This window comes from Bengtsoniella intestinalis (genome assembly GCF_039719005.1).
Lineage (GTDB): Bacteria > Bacillota > Clostridia > Oscillospirales > Oscillospiraceae > Oscillibacter > Oscillibacter intestinalis.
In genome coordinates, this window is the sequence record NZ_CP133584.1 from 2,394,757 (window position 1) to 2,416,679 (window position 21,923).

16 protein-coding genes and 2 pseudogenes are annotated in these 21,923 nt (G+C 49.4%); 6 read left to right on the forward strand and 12 right to left on the reverse strand.

What is annotated here, in order from left to right:
• Positions 1-40: 40 nt before the first annotated feature.
• The gene (locus tag RFF05_RS11435) at positions 41-7,516 is read right to left on the reverse strand and encodes an S-layer homology domain-containing protein (protein ID WP_409967220.1); all 7,476 of its coding nucleotides are present in this window, start codon (positions 7,514-7,516) and stop codon (positions 41-43) included.
• Positions 7,517-8,225: 709 nt separating this feature from the next.
• On the opposite strand from RFF05_RS11435, the gene tnpA reads away from it, so the two are divergent.
• Entirely contained in the window at positions 8,226-8,696 is a 471-nt protein-coding gene (tnpA, locus tag RFF05_RS11440; protein ID WP_409967221.1) for an IS200/IS605 family transposase, read from the forward strand.
• A gap of 113 nt (positions 8,697-8,809) precedes the next feature.
• On the opposite strand, the gene RFF05_RS11445 is transcribed toward tnpA, so the two are convergent.
• Both RFF05_RS11445 and RFF05_RS11450 read right to left on the reverse strand, forming a co-directional pair.
• Positions 8,810-9,541 carry a tyrosine-type recombinase/integrase gene (locus tag RFF05_RS11445; RefSeq protein WP_409970111.1) on the reverse strand — a complete coding sequence of 244 codons (732 nt, stop codon included), beginning with the start codon at positions 9,539-9,541 and terminating at the stop codon, positions 8,810-8,812.
• A 161-nt stretch (positions 9,542-9,702) separates the two neighbouring features.
• Complete coding sequence (locus RFF05_RS11450) at positions 9,703-10,140, reverse strand: hypothetical protein (protein ID WP_409967222.1); 438 nt, start codon at positions 10,138-10,140, stop codon at positions 9,703-9,705.
• Positions 10,141-10,298: 158 nt separating this feature from the next.
• Between RFF05_RS11450 and RFF05_RS11455 the strand changes: the two genes are divergently transcribed.
• The gene (locus RFF05_RS11455; RefSeq protein WP_409967223.1) at positions 10,299-10,619 is read left to right on the forward strand and encodes a helix-turn-helix domain-containing protein; all 321 of its coding nucleotides are present in this window, start codon (positions 10,299-10,301) and stop codon (positions 10,617-10,619) included.
• Between the two features lie 47 nt (positions 10,620-10,666).
• Here the strand turns inward: RFF05_RS11455 and RFF05_RS11460 are convergent, their stop codons facing one another.
• Positions 10,667-12,583, reverse strand: a complete 1,917-nt coding sequence (locus tag RFF05_RS11460; RefSeq protein WP_409967224.1) for an NlpC/P60 family protein — start codon at positions 12,581-12,583, stop codon at positions 10,667-10,669.
• A gap of 70 nt (positions 12,584-12,653) precedes the next feature.
• Between RFF05_RS11460 and RFF05_RS11465 the strand changes: the two genes are divergently transcribed.
• Positions 12,654-12,827: a hypothetical protein gene (locus tag RFF05_RS11465; RefSeq protein ID WP_409967225.1), complete on the forward strand. Its 174-nt coding sequence runs from the start codon at positions 12,654-12,656 to the stop codon at positions 12,825-12,827.
• A gap of 111 nt (positions 12,828-12,938) precedes the next feature.
• Here RFF05_RS11465 and RFF05_RS11470 read toward each other — a convergent pair whose 3' ends face one another.
• Entirely contained in the window at positions 12,939-15,275 is a 2,337-nt protein-coding gene (locus RFF05_RS11470; RefSeq protein ID WP_409967226.1) for a VirB4-like conjugal transfer ATPase, CD1110 family, read from the reverse strand.
• Positions 15,268-15,621 carry a PrgI family protein gene (locus RFF05_RS11475; protein ID WP_409970070.1) on the reverse strand — a complete coding sequence of 118 codons (354 nt, stop codon included), beginning with the start codon at positions 15,619-15,621 and terminating at the stop codon, positions 15,268-15,270. Before RFF05_RS11475 ends, RFF05_RS11470 begins: the two co-directional genes overlap by 8 nt.
• A gap of 94 nt (positions 15,622-15,715) precedes the next feature.
• Here RFF05_RS11475 and RFF05_RS11480 point away from each other — a divergent pair, with 94 nt between their 5' ends.
• Positions 15,716-15,886, forward strand: a complete 171-nt coding sequence (locus RFF05_RS11480; RefSeq protein WP_409967227.1) for a hypothetical protein — start codon at positions 15,716-15,718, stop codon at positions 15,884-15,886.
• On the opposite strand, the gene RFF05_RS11485 is transcribed toward RFF05_RS11480, so the two are convergent.
• Positions 15,883-16,134: a hypothetical protein gene (locus RFF05_RS11485; protein WP_409967228.1), complete on the reverse strand. Its 252-nt coding sequence runs from the start codon at positions 16,132-16,134 to the stop codon at positions 15,883-15,885. The genes RFF05_RS11480 and RFF05_RS11485 overlap by 4 nt on opposite strands.
• Before the next feature lie 170 nt (positions 16,135-16,304).
• On the opposite strand from RFF05_RS11485, the gene RFF05_RS11490 reads away from it, so the two are divergent.
• Together RFF05_RS11490 and RFF05_RS11495 are read left to right on the forward strand one after the other, a co-directional pair.
• Positions 16,305-16,544, forward strand: a complete 240-nt coding sequence (locus RFF05_RS11490) for a helix-turn-helix domain-containing protein (protein ID WP_409967229.1) — start codon at positions 16,305-16,307, stop codon at positions 16,542-16,544.
• Positions 16,532-16,792 (forward strand): annotated as a pseudogene (locus tag RFF05_RS11495) (sporulation initiation factor Spo0A C-terminal domain-containing protein); the annotation flags it as partial. The gene RFF05_RS11490 and the pseudogene RFF05_RS11495, both read left to right, overlap by 13 nt.
• 54 nt (positions 16,793-16,846) lie before the next feature.
• On the opposite strand, the gene istB reads toward RFF05_RS11495, so the two are convergent.
• The 5 genes and pseudogenes from istB to RFF05_RS11520 all read right to left on the reverse strand — a co-directional run bounded on the left by istB (position 16,847) and on the right by RFF05_RS11520 (position 21,922).
• Entirely contained in the window at positions 16,847-17,569 is a 723-nt protein-coding gene (gene istB, locus RFF05_RS11500) for an IS21-like element helper ATPase IstB (protein ID WP_409967230.1), read from the reverse strand.
• On the reverse strand, positions 17,562-19,055 hold the full coding sequence (gene istA / locus RFF05_RS11505; protein WP_409967231.1) for an IS21 family transposase: 1,494 nt from the start codon (positions 19,053-19,055) through the stop codon (positions 17,562-17,564). Before istA ends, istB begins: the two co-directional genes overlap by 8 nt.
• 137 nt (positions 19,056-19,192) lie before the next feature.
• A pseudogene (locus tag RFF05_RS11510) lies at positions 19,193-19,810 on the reverse strand (hypothetical protein); the annotation flags it as partial.
• Between the two features lie 68 nt (positions 19,811-19,878).
• Positions 19,879-20,136, reverse strand: coding sequence for a hypothetical protein (locus tag RFF05_RS11515; protein WP_409970069.1), 258 nt, complete (start codon positions 20,134-20,136; stop codon positions 19,879-19,881).
• 88 nt (positions 20,137-20,224) lie between these two features.
• On the reverse strand, positions 20,225-21,922 hold the full coding sequence (locus RFF05_RS11520; RefSeq protein ID WP_409967232.1) for a VirD4-like conjugal transfer protein, CD1115 family: 1,698 nt from the start codon (positions 21,920-21,922) through the stop codon (positions 20,225-20,227).
• Position 21,923 lies beyond the last annotated feature (1 nt).

Here is a 21,923-nt window from a genome sequence, read left to right on the forward strand (position 1 = left end):
TTGCGTTGTCCCCTCCACGAGGGTAGAAGGTCGGTCTTTTTTACTCACCCATATTGCGATACAGGAAGGTCACAATCTGACCTCTAGTACAATTTGTATTGGGGCTGAAGGTGGTGTCGCTGGTGCCGTTGGTAATGCCCTCGGATACAGCCCACAGCACTGCATCGTAGCAATAGCTGTCATTATTCACATCGGCGAAGGTGCTATCAGAGGAGACTTCTGGCTCCCCTGCGGCACGGTAGAGGAAGGTCACAATCTGCCCACGGGTACAATCTGCGTTGGGGCTGAAGGTGGTGTCGCTGGTGCCAGATGTGATGCCCTCGGACACTGCCCAGAGGACTGCTTCGTAGTAGTAGCTATCGGCATCTACATCGGTGAATGGGTTGACGTAATCTACCACGGGACTGCCGTAGGCCTTCCACAGCAGGGTCACAGCTTGGGCACGGGTACAGGTTGCGTCGGGACTAAAGGTGGTGTCCGTGGTGCCGTTGGTGATGTCGTTCTCCACTGCCCACTTGATGGCATCGTAGTAATACGCATCTTCGTCCACGTCGGTGAAGAAATCAGAATCAGCGCCGTCAGATTCCACAAAGGTGACGGTAACAGTCACGCTTGCACCGGGTTGCTTGTAGCTGTAGGTGCCGTCGCCGTTGTCGGTGACGGTCACTTCACGTCCAGAGGAGTAGGTGACAGTGACATCGCCCACTTCGTAGCCAGCATCGGGGTCGGTGGTGATGGTGACGGTTGCGTTCATCTTGCTCTTGCTAGCGCTGATGCTCACATCGCCGTTGTCGGCAGAGGCTACACTAGAGGAATAGGTAGCGGTGCCAGAGCTGGTGCTATACTCGGTGTAAGCCAGTGCATAAGTGGAGAATTTGCAAACGTGCAAGGTCAGAGACGTCTTATCCTCGCTGACTTCCAGATATTCGCCATCGCTATTTGCAGTGGTGGTGATTTCATGGATGTCGCCCTCGTGCTCACGGTAGATGGTGTAGCTGGCCTTGTTCTGATAGTCGGCTGGGATTGGAATAATGAATTCAATCAGTTGGGTGCCAGTATCGGTCACATCGCTGGTTTCGTCATTCACAGTTTGGGTCACGTCAATGTTCAAATATAGTCCAACGTTGGATGCGGCTTCTTCGATGGCATCCACAGTCACGGAGGTCTGCTCTACGGTCAATATGATTTTTGCCACGTCCGTAGAGTTGTTTTCATTAACCAGGGCAGCTGCGATGTCATCCAAGCCACCCACAACGATATCGGGAGTGCCAGCAGCGACTTCTAGGACAGAGCTTGTTTTGTACTGTGGCATGGTGATGATTACATCGGCATCATCCAAAGAAATATCAGCCAACTCGGTTTTGGTGGTGCTGTCGTAAGATGCCACCACGTTGTACACGCCAGCGGAGTAGTTGTCAAATGTATAGGAACCATTCTCGCCTGTGACGGCATAAGCCTCTTGGGTGCTACCCTTCATCAGGGTTACCACAACACCCTCTATACCCGTTTCAGTGTCATAGGCATACACATAACCATGAATGTCATGAACTTCTGAATAGACCGCTTCAAATGCAACATCCTTAGAAGGCTGTGTGAAGGAGTCGCCTGCTTTGTAGGTCACACTGTTGTATGTCCAGCCAGCAAATACTTCTGTTTCAGATTTATCTGCACCAACAGGCAGGGTGTGGATGGTGCCAGCGATGCTATGGTTGATGGCGGGTGTGCCATCGTCAAAGGTCACATCATAGGTAGCTGGTGCTGTGGTGTAAATGGTCAGCACGCCCACTTGAATGGCGGCACCATCGGTGGTGCTTGCGTGGCGATAGTTGGTGTCGGTAAATTCTGCATAAATGCTGTAGGTGCCAACGCTAGTGGGGTCGGTGACCTCTGTGCCACTGCTGTTGGTGTATGTGATGGTGGCAGAGATACCCTTGTCATTGCTCACGGTTGCATAGATAGCGCTACCAGTGTATTCCACCACGTTATTGCTCACTGTGAAGCTCACAGGAGCCTTGGAGATGGTGAAGCTGGTGGAGGGGTTTGTGACGGTGTAGTTGGTGTTAACACCAGACAGGGTCACGGTGTAACTGCCAGCGGCTGTGTAGCTGTCCATGGAGGTATAAATGGTATCGACCTCCAATGCACCCACAAAGGAGACGCTTGGTGCTTGGGCAGTACCGTCATACTCGGTGGTGGTGTCAGTCCACACAGCGATAATGGGTTTTGTGGTGATGGTCAGTGCGCCATTCTCATAAGTGATGTCATAGTTGTCGTTGTCAATGGTGGTTTCGCCGTTTTGAATCACAAAGCTAGCCACATCAACGGTTTTGTCAGAAGTTTCCACATTCAAATCACTCTCTTCAAGAGTGATGGCGGTAAGTTCTTCGTCGGTAATTAAACCAACCACGGTGACGTCTGTAGTTTCAGAAGAAATGGCAGTGCCGTAGGTCACTTCTTGTGGCAAGGTGGTGATGGTCAAGGCTTTGGCGGTGATTGCCACATCGCCAGTGGTGGCAACAGCGGTATATACCAAGGTATAGTACCCTGCTTGTGCGCCAGAGAGGTCAGACACGCTGTAGACGGTGAAGGTGTCAGCATCTACCACGTTGGCGGTGGTACGGGTCAAGGTTGCGGTGGCGGTGACTTCGTCGCCAGTTTCAATATCGTTACCCAACACGAGGTCGATAGCAGAGAACGTAGCGTTGCCATCGTATTCCTTGGTCACACCAGTGGTAATGGTGGCGGTGGTGATGGCCTTTGCTTCAATCTTAATGTCAAAGGTTTCGCTGTAATCTGCCATGTTGTCGGTGCCCACGTATTTTGCGGTGATGGTGTGGGTGTCGATGGATAGCAGTTTGTCGGTGGTGTCGTAGGTCAACACATAATCGCCAGAAGCATCAGCGGACACGGCTTCGCACAGTTGGGTGCCGTCAGCGGCAAACAGTGCCATTTGACCTTCAGTGGGCTCTGTGGGATACAATGCGTTGACCGCTGCAACAGCTGCCGCCGCAACACCTGTTGCTTCTGGGGTGACGGTGATAGTCATGGTTTCGCCGTAGGTGTAGGTCTCTCCGTCTACCCCGTCAAACACGTCGTCGCCAAATTCGGTGCCAGATTGGATGATGTCGAAGGTGGTGCTTGCCTTGGGGTCAGCATCCGTGTAGTTGCCATCGGTCTCAGCAGTGATGGTAACGGTTGCTTCGCCAACATCGGTGTTGTCGGAGTATTCGTAGCTCCAATCGTCATCCGTCATGATGTTGCCATCGGTAACAGTGACAGTGGGCTCAATATCAGAGCCAGTGTAGACCTGAGAGCCAATGGCGGTAATCATCTCACTGGTGATGGTTTTTGCGGTCACATCCACAGAGTTGGTGTCATCATCCACAGCGGTATATACCAAGGTATAGTACCCAGCGTGATCGCCAGAGAGGGCGGACACACTGGTGACGGTGAAGGTGTCAGCATCTACCACGTTGGCGGTGGTACGGGTGAGGGTTGCGGTGGCGGTGACTTCGTCGCCAGTTTCAATATCGTTACCCAACACGAGGTCGATAGCAGAGAAAGTAGCATTGCCATCGTATTCCTTGGTTACACCAGTGGCGATTGTCGCAGTGGTGATGGCCTTTTTCTCAATGGTAATAGTGAAGTCTTCGCTGTAATCTGCCATGTTGTCGGTGCCCACGTATTTTGCAGTGATGGTGTGGTCGCCGATGGCAAGGAGCTTGTCGGTGGTTTTGTAGGTCAAGGTGTAAGAGCCAGAAGCATCAGCGGAGACAGCAGCGCACAGCTGTACATCGTTTTCATCGAACAGTGCCATTTGGCCTGCGGTGGGCTCTGTGGGATACAATGCGTTGACCGCCGCAACAGCTGTCGCCGCATCACCTGTTGCTTCTGGGGTGACGGTGATGGTCACGGTTTCGCCGTAGATATAGGTGCTGTCAGCATCATCCACGGTCAAATCGTCGTCACCAAAATCAGTGCCAGATTGGATGATGTCGAAGGTGGTGCTTGCCTTGGGGTCAGCATCCGTGTAGTTGCCATCGGTCTCAGCAGTGATGGTAACGGTTGCTTCGCCAACATCGGTGTTGTCGGAGTATTCATAGCTCCAATCGTCACTTGTCATGATGCTACCATCGGTGACAGTGACGATTGGTGTAATTGCACTGCCTGTGTACACTTGGTCGTCGATGTCGGTAATCATTTCGCTGGTGATGGTTTTGGCGGTGATGGCACCAGTGATATTATCAGCCAGTGTCACATCGTAATAGCTTGCTTGTGCGCCGCCTACAACAGGCGTTCCAAAGCTGATGGTAATGCTCTCTGCCACATTTGCGCTTGCATAGGTTGCCGTTGCAGAGACGGTGACTGCATCGCCAGTCTTCACAATATCATCAGTAGCTACTTCCCATGCCACGGTTGCGGTGGTACCACCGTCGTAGGTTTTGGTGATGGTATCAGTGGTCACTGCGGCGGTGACTTGCTTTGCGGTGAGTTTTACGGTGATGGTATCGCTATCGGAGCTATTGAGATTCACGCTACCATTATAGGTTGCATAGATCGTGTTATCCCCGACGGACAGGGCTCGGTCACTGGTGTTATAGCTTAAAGTTGCAGAGCCAGAGCCGTCGGCACCATAGGTGACTTCCACGGAACCCAAGAGAACGTCGGTATCTGCATCCAAATAGAAATCCACATAGTTGGTAGTGCCAGAGGCAGCTGCTCTAGTTGTCGCACCCACGGTCACATCCGCCACCAAGTCGATGCTTTGGCCGTAAACCACGGTAGTATCACTATCGCTAGCATCAGTGGTGCTGCCAGACTGGACAATGGAGAAGGCAACATCCGTAGTTGTCAAGTTGTAGTTACCAGAGGTGTCGTTCAATGTCAACACGGCATTGTAATTAGTGCCAGCTACAGTTTCTTTGTAAGAATCATCAATGGTGATGCTCACATCATCTGTACCAACTATGTTGTTGATGGTGACGATTGGCACTTGTGCTGAGCCTGTGTAGACCAGCTCCAAATCGCTACTGTTATAGGTCACTTCACGCTGTGCCACATCGAAGGTTCCACTGGTGACAAGGATGTCTTCATAGGTGGAATCCGTGGAGGTGAAGGTGACAGCGTAGGTGTAATCTTCGTCAGCGTCCAGAATGGTGTCTTTGGTAGTGTTGCTATACACAGTTTCGTTGATAGTCAGTGTGTAGGAGCCGTCGATATCGCTACTGCCATTAGAAGCGGTCACACCAGCGGTGGAATATGTGAAAATATCTGCCAAGGTGTCGCCATATTCGGCATCTTCAATAGTAGAAACCACAGTGTCTGCGCCTGTAAATGCAATATCCGTGATAGAGAGGGTGAAGGCTTGGGTATCAGTCTCCACATTGCCTGTTTCGCTGTTGGTCACAGAGACTTCGCAGTAGTAGGTGCCGCTGGCATCTGTATCTGCATCTGTTGGAATGGTGTACGTTTCTGATGTACTAAGGCTGGTTGTGTCAGTATCTTTGTACCACTTATAAGTAGTGGAGAAGTAGTCCTGTGGGTTTGTCAAAGAAGCTTCTGCCTTGAAATATTGACTTGTAAAATCATCTTCCATCAAAGACAGAGCGGTCGTGCTTTCACCCGAAGTAGATGGAGTGATGCTGGGAGAAGCTGTGTCGGAGATGTAGATTTTGCTATCTGTGCTATTAAATGTAATTGCACTGGTGGTTAAGGTGGTATCACCAATGATGAAATAACCCAAATCATCTTCATCACAATTTGTTGCCACCGCTTGGTTGGTGCTACTTGTTACCACCACTGTTGTAGTTACAGTCAGCTGTGCACCAGTGGTGAGGCCAGCATTGGTGATGGTCTGGCCGTTGCTCAAAGTCACAGGAGCAATCACTTTGCCAGCAAGGCTAATATTGCCAGTGCCCGAGAGCAGCTCAGTAACTGTGCCACCTGTCATGGTGAAGCCGCTGGCCTTTCCTGCATAGACGGTACCAACCACCTTGCCATCAGCGCCATAAAGATTCATCAAGTCAACCGATGTAGTGACATTAATCTTTCCAGTCACAGTTTTGCCGTTAAGGCAAAGATTGACTACTTCTTCAGTATTGTTAATTCGCAATTCCCCACTGATGTCATTGTACAGATAATAATTACCGCTAATATCTATGTCCTGTGCCTCCATGATAGGTGTCCAGACAGTGTTGTCGTCTGTACCGTCAGCACCGCAACCGCAGTCGCAAGTGTAATCATCAATTTCATTAGCAGTGTATGTATAGTCACCCTCTTCTTCGGCATAGCTCACATAGATAGAGCTATCGGTGGTAAAGAATTTAGAGAGGTTGGTATATTTTTCACTGCTGGTGGCGAAAACGCCATTGCTGCTACTAGCATAGGTGACGTAGATTTTTGCACCCTCTGTCATAGCTCCATCAATGTTAATCATATCGGTAGAAGCGAGCAGATACAAGCCCTCGCCATTGTTCTCAGCAACATAAGGGTTGCCACTGATGTTTATTTCAGCACCAGATGCGTTAGAGATACCACTCTGGTAAGTGGAAACGTTGCCAGTGATGCTACCACCAGAGAGGTTCATGATGCCCTTGTTATACACACCGCCACCATGGGAGGTACCCTTCACGGTATCAGATTCATCATTATCCTCAATGGAGCCAGCGGACATGTTAAAGGTGCCGGCATTATACACACCGCCGCCATACTCGCCAGCATTGCCGCCATTGGCATTACTATTATACGACGCATTGTAATTGTAGCAGTCTGTAATGAGGGCATCTTCGCCACTCATGGTAAAGACACCTGTAGTGGCATTGAACACGCCACCGCCACCCATACAGCCGTAGGTGTTGCTACTAAACATGTTATAAGTAGTACCGCAGTTTTCAATGGTACCACCGCTCATGGTAAAGGTGCCAGCATTGAACACACCGCCACCGCCAGCATTGGGATTACCGCTAGTACCGTTGGCTGCAGCTGCGCTTGCAGGGGCTGTAGAGCAGTTTTGAATGGTGCCACCCTGCATTTCGAATTCGCCACCCTGCTGTACCTGCACAGCACCACCGCCGCCTGCGTCATCTGCTGAGAATAGCATGTTGCAGCTATCAAAGGTAACGCCAGACTCTACAATGAGTTTACCGCCACCTTCAACCACAACGCCACCATACCATGCATCACTGATTTCACCACTACTTGTGGTGGATGTCAGCGTCAAGGTACCACCATTTTGCACAGTGAATACAGGTTCTCCGCTTGAAGCTTCCCCTGAATCAGCTTCAGTATTGCCTGCATCTAAGGTGGCATTCAGGGTAACAGTCACTGTACCTGTGACTGTAAAGACACCTGTAATATCGACATTAGAAGTCAACTCATAGGTGCTGCCATCAGACAGAGTTCCCCCAGATGCCGACAAGTCCGCTGCCGCCGCTGTGATGGTCATGGCTGGAATCATCCCAAAGACCATGGTCAAGGCCATGAATGTACTGAGTAGTCGCTTTTTTGCATTTTTCATGTTGTTTCCTCCGTTTTTTTATGCAAATTTGATGTAAATAAAGGCGAGAGTTAGTCCTAATAATCTTTTTTCATTCTTCATTGCTCCCTAATGTTTCAAATTTTGTTATCACCAGATATCCAGGCGGAACGCTCGGGTCTTAATGTAGATTGTTTGGGGGTTGCCACATAACTTTTCTTATGTGATACGCTTATCTAACAAATGCCAACACTTAGATTATATTCTATCACGATAGATTGAAAAATTCAAGGGATATCACAAAAGAATTGGTTATTTTTTCTATGGAATTAAACACCACTAGACCGATTAAAAAATTTTTAATCGGTCTAGTCATCATGCCTGTTTTAACAAGTTCAAATCAGTAAAAACATTCCCGTTCCATCATGCTAAACCGTACTTCAACTAAATTTTCGTCCTAAGTATCACATAAGAAAAGTTATGTGGTATTACGTCAAACCATATGCCAGTGGCATTCTGTCCATCTGCCGTGCGTGCTTCGTGCCAGATTCAATCGTATAAATACGAGTAGTGTTGATACTACTGTGACCTAAGATGTCAGCCAGACGGCTGATATCTTTTTCTATTCATACAACAACCACTGGCTCTGCCAGTGGATAAAAAGCTTATAGCTATGGACAAAATAAAAGCTCCCCGATATAGTAAAGTCAAGGTCTGCCAACCTAACTTACAATATCGAGGAGGTCTTCACATGAAAGACATTAACAGTCTAACGCATACTAAGTGGCGTTGTCAATACCACATCGTATTTGCGCCCAAATATCGGCGACAAGCAATTTACGGTGAAATAAAGCAAGACATAGGTTTTATACTGCGGAAATTATGCGAACAAAAAGGGGTAGAAATTATAGAAGCAGAAGCTTGCCCAGACCACATCCACATGCTGATAAGTGTGCCGCCAAAATACAGTATAGCGCAAATAATGGGCTTTTTAAAGGGAAAAAGTAGCTTAATGATATTTGACAGGCACGCAAATTTAAAGTACAAATATGGGAACCGACATTTTTGGGCGAGAGGCTATTACGTGGACACGGTGGGGCGAAATAAAAAGCAAATACAAGAGTACATAAAGAAGCAACTGCAAGAAGATGAAATGGCAGACCAAATGAGCCTGAAAGAGTATACAGACCCGTTCACGGGTAGCAAGAATACCAAGGCATAAGAAAAACCCCTTTAGGGGTAGCCCGAAACAGTAATGCACGTGGCAGACCATTCGGGACCCCTTTAGGGGTGTGTCAGTACCATGCCCTTCTAGGGCTATCCCAAGCCACCAGCTCAGCTGGTGGTTTTGACTTTGTAATAAGTTCGTGCAAACAGGTGGCGAAGGTTGTGTGGGAACACCTTGCTAGGTGCTACGTTGGCATCCTTGCAGATATTTTTCATCATCCGCCAGATGTTCGAACGATCCAGTGGTCTACCTGTTTTGGACAGAAAAATGAGACCAGATTGTATGCCTTGTTCTTTGCAGAAACGCTTTAGGTTGCGGCACAGTTCCTTCGGTAGAAAAATAGTGCGATTTTTCCCTTTGCACGACACTGTGGTGCGCCCTGTGTGCAGGGCAGATACGGTGATATGGCGCAGCTCAGAGACTCGGATACCAGTAGCACAAATGGTCTGGATGAGAAGTGCCAACTTATGATTTTGTTTTTGCTCTGCCGCTTGGATAAGTCGCTGATATTCACGTTGTGATAATTCTTTTTCTGGTTGCGAGAATATCTCTCGTTGAATTTTCAATGGTTTGACTTTGTATTGTGGCAAACCGAGCCACACCATAAATCCATTCACTGCCGCCAGCATAGAGTTGACACTGGCAGGTGCATAGGTGTTGATAAGTTGTTCCTTAAAAGATAGCACCATCATTTTGCTTAATTCCTGCCCGTCAATGAAGACTAAAAATAAACGAAGGTCTCGCAAATATTTTTGGATTGTATTTTGGCTTCGCTCTTCCTCGTGGAGATAGATTTCATATTGTTTCAATGTTTCAAGTGTAAATGTTGTCATGGGAATTTCCTCCTTCGCTGTGTCTCTATTTTTAACAGGTTAGAAGGAAAAATTCTAGGGATAACATAAAAAGAGCTTTCATTTGGGATATTTGCACATTGTTTCTCTGCAGAGTAATTAAATTAGGTGCCGAAAATGCGTCTCACAGTGAGACGCATTTTTTTCGTCTAGGTTGCAAATGGGCATCGGATGATACGTTTGTTGTGTCGCTTGGCGTGCTTCCACATGGCGGCGGCACCGCCAGAATCTTCGTAGCGGAGGTAGGAAACCACCACGTCGGCCGTCTCTGCAAGCCACCTATTTCTACGCACAATGGCAAATCGTGCTGGGCCAATCTCGATGGGCGGATAGGTGGTGCCGTCGTACCAGTCCACATTCCATGGGTCACGATCCAGATAGGCTTTCACATAGGTGGTTTCAATGTTGGGGTGGGTTTTCTTAAATGACCGCACCACTTTGAATGCCATGCTGTCAAAGTCGCCGTAGCCGCCCAGATAAAAGTGGGTAGCCCCCTCGTTAATTAAATCGCCGACCACCTCTGTCAGCCAAGTTTCCACCTCCTTGGCATGAGCCACACGGCTGTGTCCGCAAAAAGTTACTAGCATCGCCCCTTACCTCGTTCCTCTGTGTATAAGTATGTAGCTTATATCTTCTCTTATTATATAATCATTATGTTGTCAAAGTCAATATAAATAGTAGCATGGTGATTACGGAATAGACTCCCCTATAATGTAGAATATTACATGAAGGGAGGTGTCTCGCAATGGAAGAAAATATTTTTATTGGCGATTTTGCTTCGAGATTGAATAAGCTACGGCAAGAACGGAATGTGTCGGCACGAGATATGAGCATCTCGCTGGGTCAAAGCCACAACTTCATCCACAATATTGAAGTAGGCAGAAATTTTCCAACCATGCTGAATTTCTTTTATATCTGTGAGTTCATGGGGATTTCCCCCAAGGACTTTTTTGATTACGGCAAGTCTCATTCTGCTAGAGTTGTTGCCACCATGGAACAACTAGAAGCATTGAGTGATGAACAGTTTGATAGCATCGCTTCTGTCATTGAACACATGAATAAGTAGTGAAAAATGCGTCTCACCGTGAGACGCATTTTTCGCTATTTTTTGCATTATCCATAAATATCGGGACGGCCTACCAGAGTGAAGCCCTCTTGCCCTGTGATGACCACGTTGTTGTAGCCCATAGAACAGTGGATGATGATAGGCTCGCCTGCTTCGTCCTCCCCTGCATAGATGCCAACGTGACTAAAATCGGGATAGAATACCAAGTCGCCAGGGGTGGCCTCGTCCCATGTGGTGTCGGTGCAGTAGGTGTGCTGCATGATAACTCCACCGCCGTGGCCTATGATGTATTCGCCGTCGGTGACGATATAAAACACCCAATCTACAAACCCCGAACAGTCCAGTCCGTAGGGCAGATACATATCACTGGTGGAGTTACCATCAGCGGTCACTTCACGGAGTTCACCCCAGTTATCATCCCACCCTAACACCAAACTTTTACCGCCCCAGAAGTAGGTCACCTTGCCAACCAGTGACAATGCTTGTTCTATGATGGCCTGTTGTTCTGGGTCTAGGTTGTCTGGCAGATTGGCGAGGATTTCTTGTGCCTCGGCAGTGCCGATGGACAGGCTCTGGGTGGTCTCCAATAACAAATCGCCGTATCCCATCATCTCAGCCAACACTGTATTTTGCTCCTCGTCGAAGTCGTAGTAGGCACTCATATCGCTAGGGATTCTAGGGGTAATGGTGAGGGTTAGAATTGACTCCGTCCACGCTTCCGTGGTGTCGGTGGCCTCATGGCTGATGGTTTCGCTGGCGGTTTCAATTTTGGTCATATCCCAGAAGACCGTGGACAGCAAATCTATCTGATCTGCGCCTATGGTGGCGAGGGTCATGGCATCATCCCCTGTGGTTGCGTAGGCACAAAACACTGCCAATACATCCTCCCACGCAGGGGGACTGCCCGAAAAGTTGAAGGTGTCATAGCCTGTTTGCAGTTGCTCTAATTCATCGGAAAATTCTTGTATAACGGTGCCCACTGCAACAGATGGCGAGACCGTTTCCTCCTGCGCACTGGGTTCTGCGAAAAAGAAACCCAAGGGGGACACGATGATAATGCCCACCACGCAAATGAGCAGAAGGGCAACGAGGGTCACGCTCCCACCGGCCACCAGCAGGGCGACGGTGCTTTTCGCGGCTGTCGCTACGGCTATGGCAGCTTCTTTAATGGCAATGGTTGCTTGCTTGATGCCCTTGGCTGCGGCCTTGGCGGACTGTTTGGTCTGTGCCAACCGTTTGCCACCTTCGGCGGTTCGCTTGGCGACCTCTTTGGTGGTGGCGGTAGTGTTGGAGGCTGTTCGCCCAACACTTGCCCCACGTTGCCCCACGGTTGCCCTTGGGCTGGCGGTGGCATTGGCACCCCTCGTCTTTGGCAAATCCCCACGCTGGGGCGACGTTCGCCCCACAGGGCGAGAAGGTGCGGTGGTGTCGGCACGGTGGTGTGTCATCCTTTGCCCAGACTCTACGGGGTGGTTCTTCGCCATGGCACGACTTTGCGCCAAGGATTTGCCTTGGGTCTGGGCTGTGGTGGATACAGGCTCATGAACAGAAAAAGAACCATTGGCAGAAGGGGTTTGCGTTCCTTCTGCCAATGGTTTTGTTGTTGGCTGGTTGGGGCTGTTAGGTGCTGTATTTGGGGTAGATTGTGCCGTAGGTGAGTCCTTGGGCTGTGCTGATTTTCCTTTGGGCTTTAGCTTGTCCACACCACGTTGGACAAGGCGATCCCCTTGGTGTATCGCCTTGTCGGTAACATCATCGGCAACGATCTCCACTGCACTGTCCTGTTCATCGCCCTGCTGAGCAGAGTCACGGAGATTACTGCGCAGCTTACTTATGGCGAGGTCACGCCCTTGTCGGGAGAGTTCCTTGGGGGCGGCGGTGGCTTTTTCTTTGAGAGCTGTGGGTAGTGTTGGTTTTTCTTTGATGGATTTGATGGGGATGACCTCCTTTGAACTGATTGACAAGAAAATCTAATCTTGACAAATTACACATAGAGTGATACACTCAAGGCATAAATCTGAAAGGGGTGTCGTTATGCCAAGTGGTTTAGACAAAAATGGCAAATACAATGCGGATATTTACCGAATTGAAAGCAAAATTGAGGATCTTGAAGCAACATTGATTTACGAAAAAAACGCCCAGCGAAGAGAAGCTATCCAGAACGAAATAGAGGGATATCGCAAAGAGTTACGAAGTAGAAGAAGTTAATTTACAGTTTGCCTATCGCTGTGTGCTGTCCCACCTCGCTATTACAGCTAGTTCAGTCTGATTTGTATTTATCTGGAGCGACCAAGCCACGTAGCTTAGTCGCTCTTTTTCTTACTCCCCTACGATTTCGGATAATTTTGAAGTCATCAGCTGGTACAACGCCCCCTTGGGGAAACTATCCACGAACGGCACAATGGCGCTGCCACATTTGATGAGCCCTCGTCCTGCGTCTACATTGGTGATGTAGGAAAGCTGGTTGTCTGAAATATTCAGTAGCTTGGACAGTTCCGCTCTATCGGTGGAAGCTTGGTTCAGCATGACCAGAAATTCAGAGTTTGCCAGCATTGCTCTGGCGGTGTGGGACTGGAGGAGGTCGCCCACGTTCTGGGTCAGCCCTGTACAGCAAGCGCCATATTTGCGGACACGTTTCCACAGGGTGAACAAGAAGTTGGCACTAAATTCGTGCTGGAACATCAAATAGATTTCGTCGATGTACACCCAAGTATTGCGCCCCAAGGCACGGTTGCGGAGGATGCGGTTGAAGATGGCATCCATCACCACCAGCATTCCCACTGGGAGCAACTGTTTGCCCAAATCCCGAATGTCATAGCACAAAATCCGTGACTGGACATCCACGTTGGTAGGCTGGGCGAAGGTGTTGAGACTGCCTTGGGTGAACAGCTCGATGGCAAGAGCAACGTCCCTCGCTTCGACCTCCTCCTGCAAGAGTAGTTCTGCGTGGAAGTCCTGCAACGTGGGGACGTTACCAGTGTAACCGCCCTTGATGTAGTCGTGGTAAACCTTGGCGGTACAGCGGTCAATGATGGATTTTTCCTTGGCAGACAGCTTGCCAGCCCCCACCAACTGCTCGCACAGAGACAGGAGAAATTCAGACTTTAGCACCACGGGATTTTCTCCATCGCCGTAGCCCTGCTCCATGTCCATGGCATTGATGTGGTTGCTGGACGTGGCGGAGATATGCACCACCTCGCCACCCAGTCCCTCCACGATGGGGCGGTATTCGGCTTCGGGGTCGAGGACGATGATGTCATCCTCGGTGGACAGTGCCAGACTTGCCAACTCACGCTTGGCGGTGAAGCTTTTGCCCGAACCAGAGACACCAAGCACAAAGCCGTTGCCGTTGAGCAGCTCACGGCGATTGGCGAGAATGAGATTCTTGGAAATTACGTTTTGCCCATAGTAGATGCCGTTTTGGTGATGAACCTCCTGTGCCTTAAATGGCGTGAGGACGGCAGTGGCTTCAGTGGTGAGGGTGCGGAGGGCATCAATTTTCCGCAGTCCCAAGGGCAGGACGGTGGTCAGCCCCTCATGCTGCTGCCAGTTGAGGGCGGAGAGCTGGCACAGATGCTTTCGAGCCAATGAGTGAAGGGCTTCGGTGTCGCTGTCCAATTCTTCCTTGGTGTCGGCAAGGTGGACGAGGGTCACCAGTCCGAACAGCATCCGCTGGTCACGGGTGGTAAGGTCGTCCAGCATCTCACGGGTTTCTTTCCGCTGCTGCTCCATGTCATAGGGGACAACGGCGGAAAAATTGTTGTTCTGGTTCTGTTTGCGTTGCCAGTTGGTCACGTTGGTTTCCACGCCTAGTAGACGGTTTTGCATCTCTCGCACCGCTTCGTCGGTGGGAACAGGGATGATGTCCATGGACAGCGCCATGGTGCGGTTCAGCGAAGTGAGTTCTTGAATCATGCTGTCTTTGATGTAGCTGGCATACTCACGGAGGAACAGCACACGCCCGAATTTATCTCCCATCACAAAGTGATCCTTCTTAAACTCCAAGGAGCTGGGGCAGATGGTATCTTTGAAGGAGCACCCCTTCTTCATACTGGTTTTCAAGTCGAAGGTGAAGGGTTCTGTTTCCCCAGTGCGGTAAAAATTGTGGAGAATTTCCAACCGCTCCACGGCATCCAGTTCGGTGCCACGGGAGTCAAGTTGGTTCAGTCGAGACAGCACCTCTTGGTTCACTCGGTCAAAGAAGGTGCGAGCCTCCTCGGTGCTACGCCGGTGGGCAGATAGGGTGATGTACCGATCCTGTACCACCAGCCCGTCACCGCCCACCACCTTGTCGGTGAGGATGTGGTTGTATTCGTTGCGGAGGTAGTCCAGACCATCCCCCTTGTCGGGCAGGAGGACACCTTCGCCAAACTGCTGACGGCTCACCTTGCGATTGACGATGGTAATTTTGGTGGCTGAGCCAGTGTCGAGGGCGTTGAGCAGTTCTGAATAACCGAGGAACATGGCGGTTTTGTCCTCTTTGGAAGCGATGGCGTAGTTGATGTCGGTGAAGCGAATGGTCTTGGAGTATTTGCTTCCAAACTGAAACATCCCATCGGGCCAGATACGACTGATGGGGATGGCCTCTTGAACGGACTTGGGGATGGGGGTGGATTCCCTGTCCTGCTTCAGTGCGGTTTGTAAGGTTCTAATCAAGTGTCAACACCTCCTTCATGTTAGAATTTTTTAATAGCTGGGCATAGAGATTGTCGCTCTTGAATGTGAGACGACTGGGCAGGAGCAGTTCCGAGCGAATGACTGCCACCACAAATTGCTCCAGTGTCATACAGTTATATTGGAAAAATCCACCCAGCGCAAAGGGAAAGGCACACAGGACACAGACCCATCCCACCTCGCTTGTGCCTAGCCACTGGCCCACGGTGAAATAGACGCCCACCGCCACCAAAATTGCCAAGGCAGAGAAAATACACTGGCGCAGGGATAGCCCGAAAAAGATGCCCTCTTGGTAGTTGCGGACTTCTTTGTTGATACGAATTTCTATGAAAATCACCTCGTTTTATTTCCCCAGACAGAGCCTTGCAATGTCTAGTATTGTATGGTAACATAGCGAAAATCTTAACTAGGAGGTATTCGCTATGACTATGATTTTAATGGGTGTGATTGGACTGTTGGTGCTTGGCACCATCGCTGGCAAGGTACTGTCCTATCGGGCAGACCGACGTGCCGAAGCCATCTTTCTGCAACGAGTCCGTGAGTCCAAGGCGAACGGTAGTTATCTGGTGTCCACCTATGGACTGTACGATTAAAGCCCCAGTAATTCCTTCACAATCCTATCGCTCATTTTCACGCAACCCACTAGCACCAGCATATTAAAAATCAGCTCCCCGATGTAGAGCCAGACGATGGTTGCGACGGCATAGCTGCTGTCTGCCAAGGCTGGGGTAGTGGATGCAAATGCGGAAAAAATGATACAGGCCAGCACAATAATACAGCCCTCCAGACAGATGGCGGCATAGCTTTTTAAAAAAGCTACGCCCATACTTGTCTTTGTCAACTTAAAAATACACAAAAAGGGCGCGTAAAAGTGCATAGGGTCAGCGTTGGGGAATAACATTAGCGAGAAAAAACTTAAAAAATTGCTGAAAAATGTCGAAAACGGAAGTGGGCTTCCTGTTATTTGCTAAATTCTTCTTGTATAATGAAAACAAGAAGGAGGTGTGCACAATGGCTAGAAATGAACTTGGCGTTGCTTTAAAAGGGTTCCGTATAGAACAAGGGATGACGCAGGAAATGGTAGAGGGTCGCAGTGGAATTTCTGTTAGAACAATTCGGGATGCAGAGCGAGGAAGCAAAGATACAAAAATGAGTACACTTCAAACATTGGGCAATGTATATGGCATGGAACTGGGGTTTTACCCAAAAACCTTTCAGATGGAGAGGGGTGAGTTGCAATGGGTAGCGTAGACATTGCAGAAATTTACAGCCTGCTTTACTCCTTAGGCATCACCGCCAACTATCGAGGTTTTTTCCATACCAGCTACGCCGTCTATCTCGTCATACAAAATCCAGAAAGGCTGCTCCTCATCACCAAGTGGCTGTACCCAGAGGTAGCCAAACACTATAAAACCACTTGGCAATGCGTTGAGCGCAACATTCGCACAATCACAGAGCTTATTTGGATACACAATCGAATTTTGTTAGAGCAGATGGCGCACCATCCTATGGAGAAAAAACCTAGGAATGGTGCTTTTTTGTCCCTTCTAGCCTCAACGCTCACGTTGCCTGGACATGGATTGTGTCAAGCGGTAGCTCTCCCCAGAGAAGATGACTATGTGCGAATGGTGTACCAAGCGGTCAATGAGAGCTGCCGTCAAGCGGTTATCCCCAAAGACTGTATTCCATTGAGAGAATTCCAGATTGGATGTAATGATGAGGCTTTTCCGCTCATAACAGTCGGCAATCACTTGGAATAACAGCTCTGCTGCCGCTTTGTGCAACGGTACAAAACCAATTTCATCAATGACCATTAACTGCACCTTTTTTAGCGTAGATAAGAAACTGTTCAAGGTGCCCTTGTTGTTCTTTTCCAATAAAATATTGGCAAGAGATGCAGCTGTAAAGAAGCGAACAGGCCGTCCTTCTTGGCAGGCGTTCAACGCCAGAGCTGTGGCAAGATGGGTCTTGCCTGTCCCAACGGCGCCCATAAAAATAAGGTTTTCCTTGGGTGCCAAAAATTGCAAATCTTCCATATACTCTCGTGTTAGTCCAACTGGCAGTGCTATTTCATTGCGCCAAGTGAAGTCATCCAAGGTTTTTAGCACCCCAAATCCTGCACTTTTTACCATGCGGTTAATGCGGTTTATTTCTCGTTCTCGCAACTCCAGTTGTAATAAATCGGTTAGATATTGCTCATTATTTCGGTATTCCACACTTGTCCACTCTTTTGCCAAACCACCTAATTTCAAGGTTTTCATGTATTGCTCAACCATGTAAATCACCTCCTATCAATCCGTCGTAAGCGCTCAAATTTGGCGTGTAATGTAGGTCAGGCGTGGTAATATCCAAAGTCAACGGCTCTGGTCGGTGTTCCTTTTTGGCAATCATGTAGTAGCATTGGCGGACACTATCCGCATCGGTGCGGCCATTCTCATGCGCCAACTCTAGCACTTCGTCGCAAAAGGTGGCGTTGCCATCTTGGACGATTTCATCCAGTAATTGTAGCGCACTTTTTCGTGCCTGTCCTTGGGCTTGGTGGAGATGCTGTTGCCAAAGAGGTGGCATTTGGTTGAAGAATCGAGTGTGAGATACCCCGCCAGGCTTTCTGCATAAAACGCCAACATACTGTTTCCAATCATAGTACTCTTGGTGTGTTTCATAACTTCTTTTATAACTTCCAACTAAGGTATGGTCATGGTAAAATTCAATGCAGTCATAATAAATTTTCGCTTGCACAATCTCTCGACTCAGCGCTGGTGACAGACCATACTTATTGGTGTCAATGGTGACAAAGCCATATTTATTCACCGCCAAGCTTTCGTAACGGAACACCGAAAAAGGGTGCTCTGGCAGGGGTAGTAGCGCCTCACGATCTGCTTCCCACAGTTCCTGTATCTCAATCTGATGCTTGTAATGGAGACGCTGTGCATCCTGCTCGCACCAGTCGAAAAGCTGTTCGTTGAAGGTATCGAAGGAGGTAATGGTCGGCACAGGAACAAAGGCGTTTCTGCGGCTATATCCCACTTTATTCTCCACGTTGCCTTTCTCGTTGCCAGCGGCAGGATTGCAGAATTCAGCCTTAAATCGGTAATGCAGCATGAATCGGGTGAATCCATCGGTCAGCACTCGTTCACCATGGTCTAGGACCTTCACCACGGCGGTAGACATATTGTCGAAGCGGATGACGGGTGGCACGCCACCCATGTGCTCAAAAATCTGCTTCATGCCTTCTAGCAAGCATTCTTGGTTTTGGGCTGGGAAATATTGGGTGTATCCCTTGTTGGAATTGGGGAAGGACAGGGTTAGGGCGTAGCCTGTCCGCACTTTGGATGAGGCGTCGTTGTAGATGTGCTCGCCAAAATCCACTTGCCCACTGCCGTGGGGATGCGCCAGAGGCAGATAACCATCGGTTTGGCTGCTCATGGCGAATTTCTTCTTGCGCACATAACGCTTTACGCTGGAGTAGCTACCGAGGAATTTTTCTTCATCTCGTAAACGGCAATAGATTCGCCAAATTGTGTGTCGTTGCTTGCGTGGAATTTTGGTGTCATCCTCTAACCATTGGTCTATGATAGGGATGAAATCCCCTAAAATTGGATAGCTTTCTGCTTGAATGTTGGGTAGATGCTCATCGTTCCAGTCGTCTTTATGGGCGTACTTGCGCACCGTGCGATAATTGAGTCCTGTGATTTTTGCGATTTCATTGAGACTTTTCTCTTGGTTTTCGTACAAATCTTTGATATAATTCTTTTGAGCCATTCTTATCACCTTTCCGCTACCTCCTTAGTTCTAGACAAACTAATGGTAGCTCTTTTTTGAGGTGCTGACAATGGCTCTTTTTTTACGAGCCCAACCTATGCACTTTTCGCGCCCTTTTTCGGTACTTTTATTTTAGTGGAAACACCCATACTGCTGGAGGGCTGTCCTGCGAAGCTGGCTAGTGGCAAGGGTGCGATTGCCGTTGCCATATAGAGCTTGAAAAATCGAGAATACACGGTGAGAATGAGTATCATAGACATGACCCAGATAAACACCGAGCCCAGCAAGGTCACCAGCCATAGTGGGATGCTCTCTAGCAATCCTACGCTCTCAATGGCGGTGACCATTTCATCGGGCAAGGTGGTGGCGGTCATGGAGGTCATGCCAGATGCCGACATGATGGTGGACACCGCACCTTGAACGATGGAGATAATCGCCATCAAGATTTCAAGCCCCCAGCTGACGGCGGCCTGTGCCAATACGAAGCGTACCAACACCTTCACCGCCACCTCTGGGCGTTTTACATCTGCAAAGTTGCCACAGGTTTTCACCACGCCCATAACGAAAAATAGCACCAATAAGCCGTAGGCAATGGCTTGGAGTGCTTCGTGGATGTTCAGCATCACATCCCAGATGTCGCCGTCTTTGAACTCGGTTGGTGAGGTGGACACCAACGTCCACACCTCGCTCATGCGGTCATTCCATGTCTCTAGGGCAGAGTTGAGATTGTCTACCACCCAGTTTCCAGAACCCATACGCTATTTCTCCTCTCTGGGGCGAGCCACAAATAGGCTCGCCCCTTATTTTCGTGTTCATCAATGGTTCAACCAGTGATGAGGGTGAGGATTTCCTCGGTGAATGTGATGATGATACCACCCACCAAGGTCAGCATACCATTGGCTTTCTGACTGGGGTCGTGGGACTTGAAGGACAAGCCCACCTGCAGGATACCGAAGGCCAGCAGGATAAGACCGATGGCACGGATGAGGGAAAAGATAAAGTCTGAGAGGTTGTCAATGACCGTGAGAGGGTCAGTTTCCGTGGCGAAGGCAGGGACGGTGGTGACTGCCACAATGAGCATCACGGTGATGATGATAGACAGCAGTCGCTTGGCATTGAATTTGGGCTGATTGAGGGAATTTTTCATGTTGATTGTCTCCATTTCTTGTTTAGATTGATTGGAACAGAGGAGTACCCTCCTGTCGTTCCTCGATTTGAGTTTCCTTGTGGATGTAGGGTTTGCCACCACCGTCTACTGTTTGGGCGATGGCAGGGTGGCGCATCAGGTCATACTTCAAATCCAGAACAGGTTTGGCACCACGGATGAAGAGAATGGCGTAGCGGTTATCCAGCATACGCACCTCGTCTGGGGTGAGCAGTTCTCGCCCTGAGATTTGGAAGTTGGTTGACCACGAGCCAGACTTCCCCTTGCTCTCACCGTGGGTCTTGGTGTCGATGGTGGACTTACCCAAGGACTCGGAGATGTATTTGTGGGTGCTGGCTTCATTGCCACCGAGGTACAGCAGGGTGTCCGAGTTGCCGGGAATGGTCTCCCAACTATCCTTGTACAATTCCTTAATCTGCGCCATGTTCTGAATTATGGTGCTGGCAGAAATATTTCGACTGCGCATGGTGGCAAGTTCACGGGTGAAGCCGGGCAAAGGCATAGCGGCGAACTCGTCTAGCACAAAGTGAACATGACAGGGTAAAGGCCCGTGATGGACTTGATCCGCTGAGTAGTAGAGGGTCTGGAATGCTTGGGAATAGAGTAGCGACACTAGAAAATTATAGGTGTCGCTGTTGTCTGGAATGACGGCATAGAGGGCGCATTTTCGCTCGCCCAAGGTATTCAAATCCATGTCATCGTGGTCGGTAATGGCTTGAATTTGGGGTAGATTGAAGGGGGCCAAACGCACAGCGGCGCTGACCAGAATGGATTTCGCCGTCTTGCCAGCGGCTAGGGTGAACACTCGGTATTGCCGCAATGCCACGCTGTTGGGGCGCTCCTTGGCGATGGAGTCAAAGAGCAAGTCCAATGGCGAGACGTGTTCCTCGTCGTCCTCCTTCACCTCGGCAAATTCTAAGATGCGAAGGACGGTGGAGAAGTTCTGCTCACTGGGTGGGGCTTCCTCAAATAGCAGGAGGATGATGGCTTGAAGCAGTGCTGTTTCCGCTTTCGTCCAGAAGGGGTCGGAGTCACGACTTCCCTTTGGAGTAGTGGCGTGGATGAGGTTGTTCACCAGCTGGAGGGCATCCTTCTCGTCTCGCAGATAGCAGAAGGGATTGTACCCATCGGACTGGGCGAGGTTCACAAGGTTTAGCACTCGGATGTCATAGCCCTGAGATTTAAGGTAGCCACCAGTTTTCAAAAGCACCTCCGCTTTGGGGTCGGTAATGACGAAGTTGGTGTTGGCTTCTAGGATGTTGGGCAACACATAGCCACGGGTTTTGGATGCGCCAGAACCGCCAATCACCAGTACATTGAGACTGCGACGATGCTTGTAGGGGTCTAGCCCCAATGAGACGTTCTGGGTCAGCAGTTTGTTTTTCTTCTGAGCGAACATGGCATTCACCTGTTTAGGGATGCCCCAAGTGGCAGAGCCATGCTCTGCGCCCAGTCGCTTTCGTCGCTGGCTGTCCTCGTACAGTGTCAGCCCTACAAAATAGCAAAACAGCCCCACCACCATTGTGATGAAGCTGTTGTCTGTCCATTGGATGGCAAAGGGATTTTGCAGATTGGCTGTGAGGGCGACCATGATGTCTAGGAGGTTTCCACCCAGCGACTGCGCCACCAGCAGGGACAGCCAAATCACAGGGATGGTCATTGCCCATTTGAGGGCAGGGCTTAACTCTGTCTGAGGGTTCATA